Raw genomic sequence first — 17,123 nt, forward strand, 5'->3', positions numbered from 1 at the left:
TGGGGATGTTGGGAGTCTATCCACAGGGTTGGTAGCGGGAAGTAGAAAGCCGGCCTAGGGCTTGTCGCCCAGAAGTGCGCAGCGGTTCTGGGACAACGACATGCATCAGAACAAAGACTTAAAACGCGTCGCCTGAATCCGTTTCAGCGCATCGCGCTTTAAGGCGACGGGAGTCCAAATGGCATCACAATGCCTCAACGCAATGCACTGAACATCCGCGTGACCTGCGGACCGAAGACCGGATCGCAGGATGACGTCGCGCCTGCAAACGCCTGCTCGTCGGGACTGAACGGCGGATAGGCGGCGGCCCGATGCAAGCTTCCGTCCGAACGGCCTTCGAAAATATAGCCGGCGGAGCCGACGATCGGCGAGCCGCGCCGGCGGACCGCGACCTGAATGGTGAAGGCCGGTTCCGGCGCACCCCGCGTAGCCCTGTCCGGCACCTTGCCTCGAACCACTCCAGCCAATGCCGCCGGCGCTTCGGTGGGGACGAAGGCGCCGCTGCGCGAATTGACGGTGAATGTCCGGTAGAGGTTCGCCAGCGGGACCATGCGCAACGGCGCGAAATCCTGCAGCTCGGCCACCGATTCGAACTGGGCGAATTTATAGCCGCCGGCAATTTCGACCTTGGCCTTGGCTGCGGCGGCGAAGATGCTGGCCCCGCTGCGGAAATATTCGACCGCGATCGACAGGTCTCTGGATGCTTCGGCATCAAGCCCTAGCGAGGCAAAGCCCAGCGTCAGCAGATTGTGGTCGGCGGCGTTGAGGTCGATCAACCCGGCATGACCCTGCAGCCGTGTCACGATCGCCAGATTATTGGACGTGCAGGCAATGGGCTGGAAATTCAAAGGCAGTTTGGTGTCGGCACCTTCATCCAAGAGGCGGACGGCAAGGACATTGGTGAGGCCTTGGGCCAGCAGGCTGAGCCTTTGGACCTGCAGTTCGTTTGCCGCGACCGTGCGGCTAGTCCAGGCGGCCAGGGCGAAGGTGGAGGTGATGGCGGAGACGATGAGGAGGAAGACGAGGACGGCGACGAGCGCGAAGCCGGACGATTGCGGCTCGCAAAAGGTCGATAGATCATGAGGCTTTGCTTTGCGCATAATCCATACTCAAACATAAAAGTGCACTGTCACCGGAATTGTAATTGTTAAGACTTCGAGAACCTCTCGTTCTTCCTTAAACTGGCGTCTATTCATCTCATGCTCAGAAGGTTGTGTTCAAATTAAACAAATCTCCGAGCAGAGTCGGAATAAATTTAATCTCCTATCAAGCCAAAAGCTTTAACCAATTTGGCAAAAGTCTCAGTGTCTTGATCTTGCCCGAATGGTCGAATAAGTTGCCATAGGTCAGCACTATACAATATAATCATCTCCTCAGTAGCTTCGACGTTTTCAATATCATCTGTATTTACGTAGAATCTAACATAGGAAACGCCATCTCTACTTATAGCGGCGTAATCTACCAAATAATCCCCCGATCTGATTGTCAGGCCATTCTCTGACGTACCTTCATAAGGCTCAGCGATTCGACAGATTCTGCCAACCGCTGTTTTCCTCAAGCTCTTAGTAGGCTCACCATAACTCTCGTCAGATAACTTAAGTAATCTGACATAACTACCGATATATCTCGTCATATTTACCCTCTATACGGTGCAAAAGGCTTTCCCTTCTCGTATCTACATATAGGTTCCTGGTGATGGAAACTTTTTCCACCAAGGCGTTTCTTCGCCACCCTACATGCTTCAATGGCAGTGGCCCGACAACCTGGGTTATCAGGTAAGGTCATTTTCGCATATCTGGCCTCACCTGCATTCGGTTCGTCTCTTCCAGCAGTTACTCTACAGTTGCAACTGCAGTATCCACGCGGTGCCGAGGGAGGGTCGTAAACCGGTGGCATGTCTGGCGTGCAGTATTGCGGACCAGGTAGAGGAGCCGGTGCAGGCCGGGGTGGTTGGGGAAGGGGAGCAGGATCCGGTTGGGGGTCATCAAGACCAAAACCCATAAGCCCGAGAAGAATGCGGCCCAGACCAGGACCATTGGGGCCATTAGCCCACCAACCCCCGTAATAGCCGCCGCCCCCGCCGAAATCACCAGGCGGTTTCGCAAGCTTCCAGGGTTCGTCTTCCTCATATTGTCCGCTGGGATCCACCCCCATCAACGGTGAATTCGAGACATAAGCCCACCTTGACGGCCCATCAGGCATACCGAGCGGATCAGGCTGTAAGTAGCGGCCTAGCGACGGATCATAGTGCCGATGCCAGTTGTAGGAAAGCCCCGTCTCCATCTGGAACCACTGGCCGGGGAAGCGCTGGTCGAGTGTCGCGCTGCCGGTGATGGTGCGCACCTCGCCATAGGGCAGGTAACTGGCTTGCCAGACGATGGCCGAATTGATGTCGGTCATCATCACAGGTCGTTCCAGCTGGTCGGTCTGCACCCAATAGGTGGCGGCCGGCGAGACGGTGCTGTCGATCACCGCCAGCGGCCGCTCCTCCAGCCAGACATATTCGCGCAGCAGCGTCCCGGTCGAGCTGTATTCGGCAATCACGTTGCCGTCGAGGTCGTGCACCGTGTGGATGGTCGAGAAAGCCGGCAATGTCCGCGACACCAGACGGCTGAGATAGTCGTAGACATAGGTGCCTTTCGAGACACCGCCGACCTTGGCCTCCTTGAGTTGCCCGGCATTGTTCCAGATGTAGTCCTTGGTCAGCGCCGGCGAAACCGTGACATCCTGCGTGGTGTTGCCGGCAAAATCGGACTGGAAGCTCCGGCTCGGCGTGACACCGGTGACGATGCCGGTCAGCCGGTTGGAATCCGCCTGCAGGCTGTAGGTGTCGACGGAGGTGACGCCGCCAACGGTCACCGTGCGTTGCGTGATGTTGCCGACACCATCGGTCTGGTAGGTGAGCGCTCCCCACGAGCCCGTCGCCGACGCCAGGAAACCGCTCGCCGTATAGGTATAAGTTTCATTGTTGGCCGCGTTCTGAAAGTCGTTGATCGCGGTCAGGTTGCGCTTGTCGTCGTAGTGGTAGTTCCAGTCGATGATGTTGACGGTGGTGGAATCGATCAGCAGCTCGAGATTGGTGAGGCGCCCGTCCTGGTCGTAACGGCGCGCTTCGCGGGTGTCGTTGGCATAGGTGATGCCAAGGCGCGGTCCGAAGGGCGTACGTCCGACATAGAAGGTGAGATAGGCCGGGGCGCCACCCAACGGCGTCTGCTTGACGACGTTGATCTTGCCGTCCGCGTCGCGGTCGAAGGTGACGCGACGTCCCGACGGATAGGTCATCGCAACGACGTTGCCAGCGGCGTCGCGTTCGTAGCCGACGACATAGGTCTGGCCGTCGATGACACGGGTCTCGCTCGTGACGCGGCCAAGAATGTCGTAGGCATAGGCCACCGTGCCGGCGGCATCGGTGACGCCGGTCAACCGGCCCTTGCCGAAATTGCCGCCGGCAACCGAATCGTAGGCATAGGTGACGTTGGAGGTCGGCTCGGCGGGATAAGCGACCGTGGCGATGCGTCCGGCATTGTCATAGGTGTAGTTCGCGACGACGCCGCGCGCGTCGGTCTTTTTGGTGATGCGGCCGTTCTGGTCGCGCAGATAGACCGAGCTGCCGATATCGGGGCTCGCCTCCTGGATCGTCTCACCCCAGCCATTGCGCACATAGCCGGTAGTGACGTTACGCGGATCCTTGGCCGTGAGCGGCTGTTCTGTCGCGCCGTAGGTCCACGACGTCGCGTCCGATCGCTCGTCGGTGAAGGACAGCAGACGGTCCAGGGCGTCCCAACTGTTGGTCATGGTATTGGCGTTGGGATCGGTGACGGTCTTGAGATTGCCGACCTTGTCGTAGCCATAGGCCCAGCTTGCCGGGCCTGCGCCCGTCAGCGTGATGGCGCGGCCGAGCTCGTCGAAGGTCCTCTGCCAGCTGAAGAACAGCTCCGGATAGCTGTTCGACAGTTGCTGGGTCAGCACATTGCCCATCGCATCGTAGGTGTAGGCGGCCGTGTCACCGTTGGTGTTCGTGATAAGCGTGACGCGGTTGCTGTTGTCATAGGCGAAGGTGAGGTAGGACCCATCGGGCTGGGTGATCTTCGTGGCATTGCCGGCCGCATCGTAGGTAACCGAGGTGAGAGCGGCGGCGTCAGTCGGATCGGCGGTGGTGGTGAGAAGACGGCCACGTGCGTCATACGCGATGTCGGTGACCAGCCCATTGGAATCGGTAGTCCGTGTCGGCTGGCCGCGACCGTCGACGGTGTTGACCGTCGTCACATTGCCGGCTTCATCGGTGATGGTGGCGAGATAGCCCGACGAATCATAGGTGTAGGAGACCGTGTCGCCCGTTCCAGCCAACGGCCCGTCGACCGACGATACCAGGCCCGACGTCGTGTAGGTGTAGGCCCAGCTGCGGGTCTGCCCATTGGTCGAATAGGGAACGGTCTGCGAGGTGGTGTCGGTCTGTGTGAGCCCGGTCAACTGGCCGGCCGTGTTGTAGGTGTAGTCGACCGTGAGGCCCGGCTTGATGACCTGCTGCGGGGCGTTGAATGTCGGATGCCATGTGATCGTGGTCTGGCGGGCTGCCGGCAGGCCGTAGGCCTCGGTGATCTGTGTCGGGCGGCCGCGGCTGTCGTTGACATAGGCGGTGACCCGGCCTTCCTCGTCGGTGCGCGAGGCCACGTAGCCGTTGCCGTCATAGGTGACCGCGTTCGCCGAAGCGGGACAGTTGGTGGTGGCCTGGCCGTCGACGCCAGCAAAGCGGATATCCCAACTGCTGCCGCCGACCTTGTCGTACTTGTAAACGTCGGTTCGACCGAGCACGTTGGTGACGCTGCGGGTGAACTGCGAGCCGGATGTTCCATAGACGACGGTGAACTTGTTGGCGCCGTTCGCGCCCTCGGTCGAAACGGCGTGGCCGCCACTGTCATAGGTATAGGTCGCGGTCCGTATGCCGCGATGATCGGTGATGCCGGTCAGAAAGGTCGTAAAATTGGTGTCTTCATAGTGATAGGAGGACGAATCCACCACCGTGCCGGAAACATCCTTCCATTCCACCTTGACGAGACGCTGGATGCGGCTGGTGGACGGCACCGAAAGGCTCGCCGGCGGATCGTAAGTGTAGGCGGCCTTGGTTCCGTCCGGAAAAGTAATCTCTCTAACCGCCTCAGGGAATGGCAGGGATCCGGCGATGTTCGGCAAGGTCGAGATATAGAAATTGGACCAGGCGAATGTCGCGGCGCGACCGAATGCATCGGTAATGGACGAAAGCGATCCATCCGTCGCATAGCTGAAGGCTTGCGAATAGCCGTCGCGATCCTGGATGCTGGTGGGTCTGCCAGCGCGATACGAGGCGGGGCTGGCGTTCACATCCGAGAACGTCTGCAGCGTCCAGGTGCGGTCATCCGGCCCGATGACACGCCATTGCGACGACGTATTCTTGATGGTGCCGAGATTGCCCGGCAGTGATCCGACGAATTCCAGCCGATAGTTCCTGCTGACCGCGCCGGACGCAGCGCGCGGCTCCCAGGATCCGTTCGCCTGCAGGACGAAGTCATAGCCGGATCCATCCGGCGTGATCAGCGTGACGTTGCCGGTCGGCGATGACGGCGACCCGGAGAAACTGCCGAGCTGCAGCTCCATCTCGAAATTGAACTGCCAGCCGACCGCCGATCCCAGGGGCAGGCTGCGCTGGCTGAACGTTCGGCCACCCTGGAAGCTGTTGTAGTTGCGCCCGATACGAAAGCGCCCGTCCGCAGTGGCGAAATCCGTGGCGGAAAGCAGCTTCGCGCCGGAACTGACGTCGATCGGGTTGCCGACCGTCTCACACCGTGGCCGTTGTGGAGGATTGTTCAGGATGCAGCGGCCATCCGGCGTTTGATCATAGCCGCTGTTACAGCCGAAGAAGACGAGACCAGGGAGGGATGTACCGCACGAAAGCGTGTAGTGTCCGGTTTCCTGCGTGCACAGATATTGGAAGCTGGTCCACGAACACGCCTTTGTGCCTGGACCCGAGCCGACATCGGGAAAAGCGCCGATGAACCGGCTCCAGCCATTGTTCATGCCTGCCCATACCCACAAGGCATGGCAAGCGTCCTCGGCTGACGGATAACTCTGACCCAACGCCCCCCAGCCCCCAAAGCCATCCCCCGCGGCGCGCGCCGGTGGTGCGGTGGTCAGACTTATTCCAGCGACCAGAAACGACGCGATGCAAAGGCGCACAAAGCGGGCGGCCACTGCCTTCCTCAAAATTAGGGCGGGGACTCTCCAAGCGGCAAAAATATGAAACAATACTGTTTTAGTCAGTACGAATATAATTGATTTCGAAAGTACATTCCACAGTGATCGCCAACAAGACATCACGCTCCCCCTTTGACGCCGCTTTTGCGAATACAGCGGAAACAACATATGTGAGTCAAGAGGAGAGCTGAGTATCGAACTGCTATATCTTAAAAATATACGTGTGGCTATTTAGAGAGAATTGTTGCACTGTTTTTGCTTGAATCGAATCTATCCGTTAGTCGGCTCTGCGCGTGGGACTGCCATCTCGGCCTGCGCGTGACCGATAGGCACGCATGGCAGCTGCAGCCGAAGCTGCGGCGGGCAATGCGACGCTTGGCGGCCGAGCACCAGACGTCGCTTCAGACCAAATTGGGCGGTGAAGGTGTCGGAGTTTGACTGCGGGGTCACGAGCATAGAGTTTGTTCAACGCTGCTACTTCAAAGCCGTAACGATCTTCCACCGGATCGAGAGGAATTTTTTGAAGCGCTGATCAATTACGATAAGGCCGACTCGGGAGAATCAACCTAATCGTCGGTAACGTCCGCTGTGTCTCAGAAGCAAGATTGGGGTCGCGTGCGCGGGCGATTTCTGCTTTCAGGATTTCAGGAAGCTGCAACGCTGACCTCAACGGCTGGGTTTAGACGCAAAGCTGCCGGTCGCGCTGTGAAAGACACACCTCGCCTGGGATCAGTGAACGGCACTCGCCTAGGTGCTAACGACCCCTTCCGACGGTACTCGCCCGGCAGCTCGCCACACTAAAGTCCCATCCCGCGCTTCCGGCCGAAGCTCCACTCGACACCGCCGCCGTCACGGGCGATGCCGCCGATGTGCTGGCCGATGCGTTTGTCGAGCGCTGGTTGCCAAGGCACGAGTTGGAAGCCGACACCGTCGTCAATCATGGCAAAACGACCGGAGGCGAGATTAGCCGCTCCGACCAGCCGGCCGCTGATATGCTCTCCAGTCTGAGCCTTCACGAAGCTCAGCCCGCGCTCGGCCGCCATCATACGGCCGACGCGGGCGACTTCGGCCTGCTCGAGTCGCTGCAGCAAATCCTTCGGCGCCCGGATGCGTCCGTCGTCGAGGCGCGTGGCTTGGCCCATGTCGACGAGACTCTGCCGGCGCCGGTCCACAGCGTCACTGACGTCCCGACCAAACCCGATTTGTGCCAGCGGTGTGCGGTTTGCCGAGGCCAGTTCCCGGTCGAGCCAGGTCGCGCCATCGCTCGTCACCTGGTTAGCGAGGTCGAGGAAGGAAAGCGTGCGGACAGTGAAATCCCTGCCCCGGTTGCGGGCGTCATAGGCGGCACCTTGTTCGGCGATATCCCTAGGTATCTTCCAGCGGTCGGCATCGATCCGCTCGACAATGCCGGCCCGTCGCAGCGCTTCGAGCCGGCGCACATGGGAGCGGATGAAAGCATCGGGATCACCGTTGATCCGCTCGATCCGCGATCGGGCTGCCTTGAGGTGCTCGCTCGGTCGGTAGACCCCGTCGTGCGCGGCTGCCAGGTTGCGGATGTTGAGATCGGCAGCGCGCGGTTCAGCCTTTGTCGAAACAGGCACGAGGGCGACGATGTGGCCGCGCCTGACCTCATCGAGCTTTGTGTCGTCGCCGGTCTCGACATGATGGGTGCGACCGTCGACGCCATCGATGACGATATAGAGCCCTCCATCCAGCTCGTCCGCGGCGAGCCCCTTGGCCAGCACTCGTCCTATCACCGGCTCGGTGATCTCCCTGCCATGAGTGACATACTGGGTGGGACCACGCTCGTCTGCGATGCCATGGTCGGCGAGTGCCTGATGCATGGTCTTGATGATGTCGTTGCGCGTGCCGAGATCGCGCAGGACGTGCTCGGCATCATCGGCAATCATCCAGCGTCCGAGCTCGGTTTCTGACGCGAGGCCGTACTGTTCAAGGCGCCTGGCCCGGTCGATCAGCAAATGGCGATTGGCCCGCAGCGTGTAGCTCTCGCTCACACCGGGACGCAGGTCGACGATGCCGCGCTCCTCCTGCTCGGCCAGCAGCATCCGGTCGAGGCGGGTCAGCCGTTCTGCTTCCACCTCGGCTCTGAGCTTTTGCGCAATGTCGATCTCGGTCTGCGGACCGAGCTCCAGCGTCACCAGCTCGCCGGCGCGATGGCGGATACCGTTGGCGATATAGTCGCCGGCAATGTTGAGCACTTTGCCCTGATCGGTGACACCGCGCACCAGGACATGGGTATGGGGATGGCCTGTGTTGTGGTGGTCGACGGCGATCCAGTCGAGCCGGGTTCCAAGATCGCTTTCGATCTGGCGCATGAGGTCGCGAGTGAAGGATCGCAGGTCCTCCATCTCGACGGCATCCTCTGGCGCGACGATGAAGCGGAACTGATGCCGGTCGCCACGGCAGCGCTCGACGAATGCCCTACCCTCGTCACCGTCGCGACCGTCCTCGGGCGCAGAATAGACGCGGCCCTTCTCGCCGTCGCGCGCCACCCCGTCGCGCTCGAGATAGCGCAGATGCGCATCGACCGCCCGGGTTGAGACGGCACGCAGCTTCGGGCCGCGGGCTCCACGTTGCGACACGAACTTGACCACGCGAGCCTTGACCATCACCCGCCGAGCCCGGAAGCGGCTGCCACCCCCTTCCCGGCCTAGGCCACCACCCTCCCTGAGCAGACCAGCGGCGATGCCAGCGCCACGGCCCCTGGTGTTGAATCGGGCGCTGCCCTTGCTCCCTGTCGAACCACCGATCTTGCCCGGGTTACCGCCGGCCTTGCGCACAGCGATCTTCACCTGCGTCGCGAACGGCAGCGAGTGCGGATTGATGCGAGTGCCATCGCTTCGGACGCGCCCAGGCCTGACGCGGAAATCTCTGTCGTTGCGATCCACCATGGCGGCAGGATCGGTTGCGGATTGAGGCTCCGCAAGGCGCTTCAAACGCTCATCGCGCTCCAGCGTGCAAAGACAGGTTGTGGCGCGGAAAGGGCGGATCGCACATTGCGCCGGCCTTACGGTTCTGTGGGCGTCGCCAGCGCCTTACCAGAAATTCCGCCGTCGCTCACACATCTCAAAGTCCTGAAAGAACTTCGTTTCCGCAGGCGAAAACAATGTGCAGACAACAGCTTACAGAGCAAAGCGAAGCGCAAGCGCAAGCTTGCTTTATCTTGCCATCTTAATCGGTTGTGCGTAACCGCCCGGTCTCTGCACATATTTGAAGTAGTGCAATCTCGCGTCATCTCGGGTTCCTTCGTCTTGTGGAGGATATCTGGATGCCGCTTCGCCGCTCGTGGGCCAAGGCCAACAGCCCTTACTGGTCGTCGCAAGTCGCGTGCTGGCTCAGCAGCAATCTCAGTGCGCAGGAATTCTGCCGGCAGCGCGATCTTTCGATCACCACATTCGAGCTGTGGATGCACCATCTGGTGAGCAGCGGCGACCTGCGCAAACGCGCGGAAAAGCTGCAGAATCTGCGCCGTAAGAAGACCGGGCGTCAGCGCAAGACGCAGCCGAAGCATCCCAAAAGCGCCCGCGCTATCGTTACGGCAAGCGCACGGACAGCGGCCCGATTGCTCTGCGGGCGTTCTGGAGCATGCCCATGTCGAGGCGCTGAACTGGAGCGGCATGGGCCACGCTGAGTATGCCGCGGCGCTCGGTCTTTCGCGACATGCTTTGCGGATCTGGCGCGATCGCCTGGAAGAATCCGGCGACGAAATGGACTGGCGATCGCTGCTTCATCCGAGTGCCCGGGCCCAATTAAGCAGCGCTGCTAATTGCGCACGGCGCCAATACCGCTTGACCCCCGACGCGGTGGACGGTCGATCGCACCGGCGCAGCTTCACCGAAGAGCAGAAGCGGGCGATCGTTGCGGAGACCGAGAGGCCCGGCGTCGTCGTGGCGCAGGTCTGTCGCCGCCATGGCATTGCCACCAGCATGGCCTTCCGCTGGCGGCAGGAGTTCGGCCTGACCGCGCGCAAAGCGCCGGAACTGGCGCTGGTCGAGATCGCCGATGGAGCAGAAAGCGAGCCGCCGGCGCTCGCCGCCTTGCGCAATCTCGTGCGGCCGCCCGACGGCATGGTGGCGATCGAAGTGGATGATGGGCGGCGCGTGTTCGCACCGGCGGGCGCGTCCGCGGCTGCGGTCAAGCGGCATCTGGCCGGCAAGGAGAAGGCATCGTGATCGTCGTTCCGGCGGGCGTAAAAGTGCATCTGGCGTTGGGTCACACCGACATGCGCAAGGGGCTCGATGGACTCGCCACGCTGATCCAGGAGCATCTGAAGAAGGATCCCTTCTCGGGTCATCTGTTTGTCTTCCGCGGCAAGAACGCCTCGCTTTTGAAAATCCTTTTTTGGGACGTTCTCCAGGTCGAGGAACTTGGCCTTCAGATTGCGCCAGTGCGTCAGCAGAAGCTTCGTTCGGTAGCAGCTTTCCGACTTGATGTGAGCCTGGCGGAACCAGCCGGTGCGCATGATATGGGCGATGCCGAGCGCATCGCCTTTGTCCGTGTTGTTGCGCCGCGCTGACATCGCGGCGCGCACGTCCGCCGTCTCCACGCAGATCGCTGGAAAGCCGAGTTTCTTGAGCGCCGGGTGCCCGCCAGGGTGACACCGATCCCGCCTCGCGGCCGATGCGAGGCCCGGCCACATTCAACCGAGCGCGGTTCGGCCGCCTCGCGATCGGCACGGCTGGAGGCTGAGTAACGTACCTTCCGTCGCACTGGTCTCCAACCGTCCTTATCCACCGGAGTAGGTCTTCCTGTCTCGCATAGCGTCCGTCAGCGTGCGGCGGCGTGTATTTGAACTGCGCTCGCATAGCTCTTAATACGCCTCCATAAGCTTGCCGGCCCCCTCATGCACGCGCAGCGACTCTTGCCCAAATCAACGTGCGCCCTTGACCCTCCACCGCCGTGCGCCAGCAGCCCCCGCGCCAACGGATCGCTCCGGCGGGCGGACCGTCTGTGATATCGACGCCAGTCCAAACGGCGGAAAACTCCGGTTGCCAAATGCGGAAATCTTCGTGTTGCTTGACGCCTACCAGGGATGCGCGACATCAGCGCTGAAGCCCGTCGGCGCGACCACAACGTGACTCCCAGTGCACGATTGCCCTCCCCTGCAACCGCTCAGGTGTCAATCCCCAGGCCAATCAGCATAGCGATGCGGCGAATCTCAAGCTCTATCACGCCGCCATGCCGTCTGCGTCCGACCGTGCCGCAGGTCTCGGCACGGCGCCCACCGTCGCCTGAGATTAATCGTTTGGGTGACAAACACAATAACCGGTTCTGTATAAACCCGCATTGTGTAGCATTTTCGGAAGTCTATAGGCAACAATGTTTGTCGTGATCGCATGCGTATAGGAATAGAAGAAGCAATTCACACTTATATTTATACTTTTTCCGACGACCTGATGATACCATTTCTTCGGCATGAATATAGCCTCACCAGCCTCTAATTCAGCAAACAGGCCTTCCGCTCCACTCAGCCGAGGATACACGGTATAATCGGGATACCTAACATCAGGGTCGCAGCACTCTGTTGCAGGATCATACTTGGAATTTGGATACAGATAAGCTCTCTGGCTATAAGGGAAAAGGTACAACTCCTTCTTTCCCAGTACCTGCCCCAAGACGCCGTGATTAGGATCGCAATGCAATCCCGTCACAGATCCTCGCGCCCCCAACCAGAAGGCCATCTCCTTCACTCCGGGCAAGAATGAGAAATCAACGTCCGCTTTTAATTCCGGATAATGCTTAAATATCTCAAATTGCTTTAGATAAGGGGGCTTCTTATCGGAATCATTATTGTTAGCGTATTTATTAACCAAGTAAATTATATAATCACGGAACTTAGCTTTTACCTTGCTGGTTGGCGAAGACGATTCGTCAATGGCCGCCGATACATTTACGATAGCGTCTCCTGCGACACTCATAAGGTAATCGGTCGACCATTTCTCAAGCGCGCGCCACCCGATAGGAAAGATAAACGGCTCCTCGTTTCCAATAAGCTTCTCAAACGATCCCGCATTGTACGAATCAATACGTTGCACCGTCCGGAGTTTCATACACCATTACCTCTGTTAGGATAACAATTCCGCCGCCCGCTCGATTCTCATTGTTCGTTACGTGAAGCCGTACTTTAACCCCCTCCACTTTGTCGGACGAACAGCCCCAGTGTGGATTTTAACAATTCTCTACCATCATGACTTATCGTAATATCAAGTGAGAATTGCGACCCAGATGCATCACTACGTGTCCTTCGCAAGCAGTGTTTTATCTCCATCATATCGAAAAACATTATATCCTTGTCGAGTACTTCATTACTTATATAGCTCGTATGTCGGGCGTGCATCAAAAGCGGCTTGCCAACACCCGCAGATATATACTCATCAAACGCGCTGGATACATCTCCAATCATACCCCCGGGAAGGTAGAATTTCATTGCCTGGCGAAAAGCTATCGCCTCTGCGGCTATCCACCCGGCGTCGTAAGGGAATGCCCAGTCATCAGGGCTTATTGGACAAGTCATCGTGTGCACGCATAACTCCGCTGGCGCGGTGGGTATACGATCCGCCTCGGTCATACTTGCTAGAATGTATTCTACACCGTTATCGATACCTTTGAGTTCTGCGCGACGAGAGTTACTCGCTTGCCCCGCCCACACAAATTCCAGCCTGCGGCCAAGCGGTGTTGGTAGCCTGAACCGATAATCCAATTGGATCCATTCCGCTAAGCGTGGGCGATCTTTAATGAGGTTCGTAGTGGATTGCTTCAACGGGAGCATAACAAACATGCCATGGGCAAATGGCTCTTCGGCACCGACAGCATTCGCTGCGCGCCGATCGAAATGTATGGGATTCCAGTCGCCCGAGAACGCTGCCCATCTGCGAACATCTGCTGCTGTAAACTGTGGGAGTTCCAAAGCAAGATTCCTCGTGGTTTTCGTGAGACGAACCCTCAGGGCCAGCCACTAGGCGTTCGTCAGCTCACAGACATTGTCGGTCTGCCACACCAGCAGTGATGGTTGGCCAGGACGGTTCTGACGATACTAGGACCACACAAGCGGAAACCGCTCACAGGTAATCCTATCGTTTGGAGCGAGCGACCGCTCTAACATCATTTTGTGGACGCCTGGACGCGGGTCGTACAACACATCATCACCCGTATACCGAACGACATAGCCGCGCCTTCTCATGTTAGTGGAGTGGTTTCCACCAGCCTGATGAATAGTCTTCCCATCGAAAATCAGCGCGTCTCCCGCCTCCATCTCAAATGTATCGATATCGAGGGAGCTATAGTCACCCAGCTCTGCGGGGATCTGGCCGCTGAGTTCCATCATGGACCGTCGCTGATCGGCTTTCTCACCGAACGTTGCCGGCTGCACTTTGGCATTCCAGCGGTGAGATCCATTGATAAAAGAGAGCGCTCCATTTTCACGCGTGACGCGATCCAGGGCAATCCAAATACTCAGGATCTGCGACCCCTTGATTGGCCAATACGGCACGTCGTTGTGCCAACTTGTATCGAAGCTCGCTCCGGGTTCCTTAACGAACAGATGATCAAAAAAGAGATTGACTTCATCCGACCCAAGCATCTCAGCAGCAGCTCGCGGCAGCGTCGAATTGGTGCAGAACTCTCTGCATGTCTCGTCCGTTCGCCAAAGATCCTGACTGCCCAGAAATCGCCCCGTCTCCCCTTCTTGGAACGCGAAGTGCTTGGACTTCTTGATGCTCAATTCGCTATCAATGACCGCCCGAAGTCTAGCTACCCACTCATTAGAGATTAGCCCACGCGCGTGATACACCCCGACATCATTGTATCGGGCAACCGCGGCCGTATCGAAAATCTGCATGCTTGGCGCCATGCTTATCCTCCTAGTTTTGTAGTTTAGTCTGGATGGTCAGGCCGGCGGCCTTTACCTGTATACTCGACGTACGCTCGACGGAGAAAATCTTGATCATGTAAATGATCCCGATAATCAACTCGAAGGATGACAAGGCAACCCACATCCATGGCAACGTGTTAACGTCGGCGGGCGATGTCGTCGCTATCACGAACGCAACAGGCACGCTAACGCCCCACATCACCCACAGCCTCACCTTCAATACGTAACTGTTCTGGGACAGGGCTTGCAATGTCCGCGCCCCAATGAAAGACAGAAGAAATGCCAACGCAAATAGCCATATAACGTGCGTTACCGCTATTGAGTGCTCCAATATAGGCAAGCTATACTTACCGATCCCGACCACTTCGGTAACGCATCGACCGAAAAAGAACAACGCGGCCGTCACTCCGGAGCAGTAAACCGCACCTATCATTATCGTTGCTAAGACGATCCCACGCACCTTTCTTAGATCACCGTCCGCCATGGCCTTGGCTACGAGGGCGTTGGCACCGTTTCCAAGTCCAAAAATGGGGATAATACTGATATAATTGAGTATTATGTTAAAGTTATTGGCTGCTAGCGAGGCGGGCCCTAGCAAACCAATGGCCCATATAATAGCTGTATTCCCGACTTCGTCAGCGCCATCGTTAGCCCCGACGGCGAACCCGTCGGCAATCCTCGCTCTAACGGCATCTCGAGGTAACAATATCGACCGAGCGGCAGCGGTAGCGCCTTGCCAAACCTTCGACGGCAACCACACACAGTATGACGCCAGGATCAATAGCGACCCAACTAGCAGACTGACTGCAGACCCCGCCATCCCCAGTTCCGGGAACCCCCATGCGCCAAAGACGAGGCAGTATGTAAGTATGATCGTCGCGGCCTGCCCGATCGTGTTTATCGCAAGCACAGTTCTTGTCTTGCCCAGGACAGTGAACACACACGTTAGCGCGGTGTTGAATGTGATAACCGGTCCGAAGGCTCCCGACCAAGATATGTATATGGACTCAAGTCGGACAACCTCCGGCGCCCTGCCGCTGAACTGTGACAGAAGTACAAGAATGGGGCAGATCGCAACCAGCAACAGAACACACGCCACGGACAGAACAAGCGTGTTTACAATCTCCCTTGAAAAGGCCCCACCTTCATCGTTCTCGGACAATGACGCCGCCAATCTCGGCTGGCAAGAAAATACGAACCCGGCAAAAAAATTGACAATGACCATTGAGATCAACACGGCGGCGCCCGAAGCAGCCAACGTGTTCTCGGAGTACGCCGCGAGGCAAACACGATCCACAATCGTCATGACCGTGTATCCCGACATCGATATCATCAACGGGAATGATATACGCAGGACGTCTCTGAGCTGATGGGATGACTTACTCTTTGTCAACGACACTCCGTAACTTGCCGCACTGTGACCGCGACAGTGTCCTGCCACTCGATTCTGGCCGTGTGACCGGCTAGTAGGGTCACCCTTCCGCAGGTAGCCATAACCAAAAAGCTGCCATTACTTCTCGAGGGTGGGACATCGGCCTCGACTGTTCCGGAAACCAGCGCCACGGCTCGCATAGGCGAGGCCCACGCTGGAAATGAGCTACAGCCAGCTACCTGGTATTGATGGCTCGCTAAAACGCAGGCCGCCTGGCGAAGGGTGATCATTCTTCAACACGATATCGACACCGCTCCACCCTCGCACACCTCCGGCCGCCATATGGTATCATTCGCGGCATGACAAGAATATTACAACACAGGCCTACCTCCTTGGAAATGTCAATAGACAAACTCGGGGCGATGAATGGAATGACGATTTATTATGTGTGCCTAATATTTAAGCAGGGCGATTTCCGACTTACAAAATTTTTCGCGAGCAGTGGATGTCGAGACTTGACTTATCAATTGCGCGGTTAAACGATGGTGTGACGAAATCGCAATTGGAGTCCAAGGCATGATCGTGTGCTGTCTGCTGACCTGCGCCAACACGAATGGCAACGCCAGTTCAGTTCGAGTCTGTGCTTGAGAGTCCTGCTGGTAGGCGCGTCAAGCGATCTCGGTAAGGCGATCCACACGGTCGCGGAAGCTTCCGGCCATCAAGTGGCCGCCACATATTGGAGCCGCCCAATTCCCGGCAGTGGGATACAATTGGACGTTAGGAGCGAAGAAAGCGCCGCAACCGCGGTCGCCGCTGCATACGATGCACTAGGCGGTGTGGACGCGATGATCTATTGCAGCGCAATTGATCATCCTCAATTGGTCGGCCAGGCAGATATACAACGCTGGAAAGAAGTGTTTGATGTAAATTATTTTGGTGCGCTCCGGCTTACGAGACTTTTACTACCACACTTTTTGAGAAGTGGGTCCGGTATTTTCCAGTATATATCATCCGGACTCGCGACTCGAAGCAATATCGGGACGTCTGCCTATGCTTCCTCCAAGGCAGCGCTAAACGCTCTCGCGATGGGCGTCTCCAAGGAATACGCCAAGTCAGGGGTGCGAGCATATACCATCATGCCGGGGTTTATAGACGGAGGTTTGATTAGAAATCTCGATCAGTCAAAGCGAGCCCGGATAGCAACTCTCATCGACTCGAAGCGTATCGCCACATCTGATGAGATTGGTTCATTCTGTGTTTCAGTGCTCCAGAATTCATCATATGTAACCGGTTGCCATCTCGAGATTCATGGCGGCCTTGCCTAACAGCATTCGGAGTTGATGCATGTCGGACTATTCAATACTGGATATTACAACACCGGTAGCCGGTTATATTCGTCGAATCGGCGAACTAGATGATGACGTTGTGGTCGCAGGTGGATCAAACATAGCCGAGGATCTCGGCATAGACTCGCTGGCGCGCATTGATCTAGTCGTCTTAATCGAAAAGCACTTTGACGTCGTGTTTGATGAGGCGGAGATGGTCGAGGTGACGACTGTCCAAGAACTTTTTGACGTAATACAGAGAGCGCTTGCCGGACGCTGAGGGAATCTTATCTTATGTTTCCCATTT

At 57.8% G+C, this 17,123-nt stretch carries 11 protein-coding genes and 2 pseudogenes; 5 read left to right on the forward strand and 8 right to left on the reverse strand.

Annotated features, from left to right (window positions below):
- Positions 1-194 precede the first annotated feature (194 nt).
- The 3 genes from RFM68_RS15420 to RFM68_RS15430 form a co-directional block, all read right to left on the reverse strand.
- On the reverse strand, positions 195-1,100 hold the full coding sequence (locus RFM68_RS15420; protein ID WP_320233835.1) for a hypothetical protein: 906 nt from the start codon (positions 1,098-1,100) through the stop codon (positions 195-197).
- Between the two features lie 535 nt (positions 1,101-1,635).
- Positions 1,636-6,051, reverse strand: coding sequence for an RHS repeat-associated core domain-containing protein (locus RFM68_RS15425; RefSeq protein ID WP_320233836.1), 4,416 nt, complete (start codon positions 6,049-6,051; stop codon positions 1,636-1,638).
- Positions 6,052-7,025: 974 nt separating this feature from the next.
- Positions 7,026-9,140, reverse strand: a complete 2,115-nt coding sequence (locus RFM68_RS15430) for a DUF3363 domain-containing protein (protein WP_320233837.1) — start codon at positions 9,138-9,140, stop codon at positions 7,026-7,028.
- A 377-nt stretch (positions 9,141-9,517) separates the two neighbouring features.
- Here RFM68_RS15430 and tnpA (RFM68_RS15435) point away from each other — a divergent pair, with 377 nt between their 5' ends.
- The 3 genes and pseudogenes from tnpA (RFM68_RS15435) to RFM68_RS33615 form a co-directional block, all read left to right on the forward strand.
- Positions 9,518-9,880, forward strand: coding sequence for an IS66 family insertion sequence element accessory protein TnpA (tnpA, locus tag RFM68_RS15435; protein WP_320233838.1), 363 nt, complete (start codon positions 9,518-9,520; stop codon positions 9,878-9,880).
- Complete coding sequence (gene tnpA / locus RFM68_RS15440) at positions 9,867-10,421, forward strand: IS66-like element accessory protein TnpA (RefSeq protein ID WP_320233839.1); 555 nt, start codon at positions 9,867-9,869, stop codon at positions 10,419-10,421. Before tnpA (RFM68_RS15435) ends, tnpA (RFM68_RS15440) begins: the two co-directional genes overlap by 14 nt.
- 50 nt (positions 10,422-10,471) lie before the next feature.
- Positions 10,472-10,537: pseudogene (locus RFM68_RS33615) on the forward strand (IS66 family insertion sequence element accessory protein TnpB); the annotation flags it as partial.
- A gap of 27 nt (positions 10,538-10,564) precedes the next feature.
- Here the strand turns inward: RFM68_RS33615 and RFM68_RS15450 are convergent.
- The 5 genes and pseudogenes from RFM68_RS15450 to RFM68_RS15470 form a co-directional block, all read right to left on the reverse strand.
- Positions 10,565-10,943, reverse strand: a pseudogene (locus RFM68_RS15450) (IS110 family transposase); the annotation flags it as partial.
- A gap of 543 nt (positions 10,944-11,486) precedes the next feature.
- Positions 11,487-12,299, reverse strand: a complete 813-nt coding sequence (locus RFM68_RS15455) for a cupin-like domain-containing protein (protein ID WP_320233840.1) — start codon at positions 12,297-12,299, stop codon at positions 11,487-11,489.
- A 74-nt stretch (positions 12,300-12,373) separates the two neighbouring features.
- A complete protein-coding gene (locus tag RFM68_RS15460) occupies positions 12,374-13,156 on the reverse strand; it encodes a MaoC/PaaZ C-terminal domain-containing protein (protein WP_320233841.1) in 783 nt (260 codons plus the stop codon).
- Positions 13,157-13,282: 126 nt separating this feature from the next.
- On the reverse strand, positions 13,283-14,086 hold the full coding sequence (locus RFM68_RS15465) for a phytanoyl-CoA dioxygenase family protein (protein WP_320233842.1): 804 nt from the start codon (positions 14,084-14,086) through the stop codon (positions 13,283-13,285).
- 22 nt (positions 14,087-14,108) lie between these two features.
- Positions 14,109-15,512, reverse strand: a complete 1,404-nt coding sequence (locus RFM68_RS15470; RefSeq protein WP_320233843.1) for an MATE family efflux transporter — start codon at positions 15,510-15,512, stop codon at positions 14,109-14,111.
- A gap of 623 nt (positions 15,513-16,135) precedes the next feature.
- Here RFM68_RS15470 and RFM68_RS15475 point away from each other — a divergent pair.
- Both RFM68_RS15475 and RFM68_RS15480 read left to right on the forward strand, forming a co-directional pair.
- Positions 16,136-16,816: an SDR family NAD(P)-dependent oxidoreductase gene (locus RFM68_RS15475; RefSeq protein WP_320233844.1), complete on the forward strand. Its 681-nt coding sequence runs from the start codon at positions 16,136-16,138 to the stop codon at positions 16,814-16,816.
- A gap of 19 nt (positions 16,817-16,835) precedes the next feature.
- Entirely contained in the window at positions 16,836-17,096 is a 261-nt protein-coding gene (locus tag RFM68_RS15480; protein WP_320233845.1) for an acyl carrier protein, read from the forward strand.
- Positions 17,097-17,123 lie beyond the last annotated feature (27 nt).

The sequence above is a fragment of the Mesorhizobium montanum genome, assembly GCF_033977145.1.
GTDB classification, from domain to species: domain Bacteria; phylum Pseudomonadota; class Alphaproteobacteria; order Rhizobiales; family Rhizobiaceae; genus Mesorhizobium; species Mesorhizobium montanum.

What these genes read in the sequence shown, in the direction of transcription:
- RFM68_RS15480 (WP_320233845.1), top strand. Translation starts at nt 16,836, where the DNA reads ATGTCGGACTATTCAATACTGGATATTACAACACCGGTAGCCGGTTAT.
- RFM68_RS15455 (WP_320233840.1), bottom strand. Translation starts at nt 12,299, where the DNA reads ATGAAACTCCGGACGGTGCAACGTATTGATTCGTACAATGCGGGATCG.
- RFM68_RS15420 (WP_320233835.1), bottom strand. Translation starts at nt 1,100, where the DNA reads ATGCGCAAAGCAAAGCCTCATGATCTATCGACCTTTTGCGAGCCGCAA.
- RFM68_RS15430 (WP_320233837.1), bottom strand. Translation starts at nt 9,140, where the DNA reads ATGGTGGATCGCAACGACAGAGATTTCCGCGTCAGGCCTGGGCGCGTC.
- RFM68_RS15425 (WP_320233836.1), bottom strand. Translation starts at nt 6,051, where the DNA reads ATGAACAATGGCTGGAGCCGGTTCATCGGCGCTTTTCCCGATGTCGGC.
- tnpA (WP_320233838.1), top strand. Translation starts at nt 9,518, where the DNA reads ATGCCGCTTCGCCGCTCGTGGGCCAAGGCCAACAGCCCTTACTGGTCG.
- RFM68_RS15465 (WP_320233842.1), bottom strand. Translation starts at nt 14,086, where the DNA reads ATGCAGATTTTCGATACGGCCGCGGTTGCCCGATACAATGATGTCGGG.
- tnpA (WP_320233839.1), top strand. Translation starts at nt 9,867, where the DNA reads ATGGGCCACGCTGAGTATGCCGCGGCGCTCGGTCTTTCGCGACATGCT.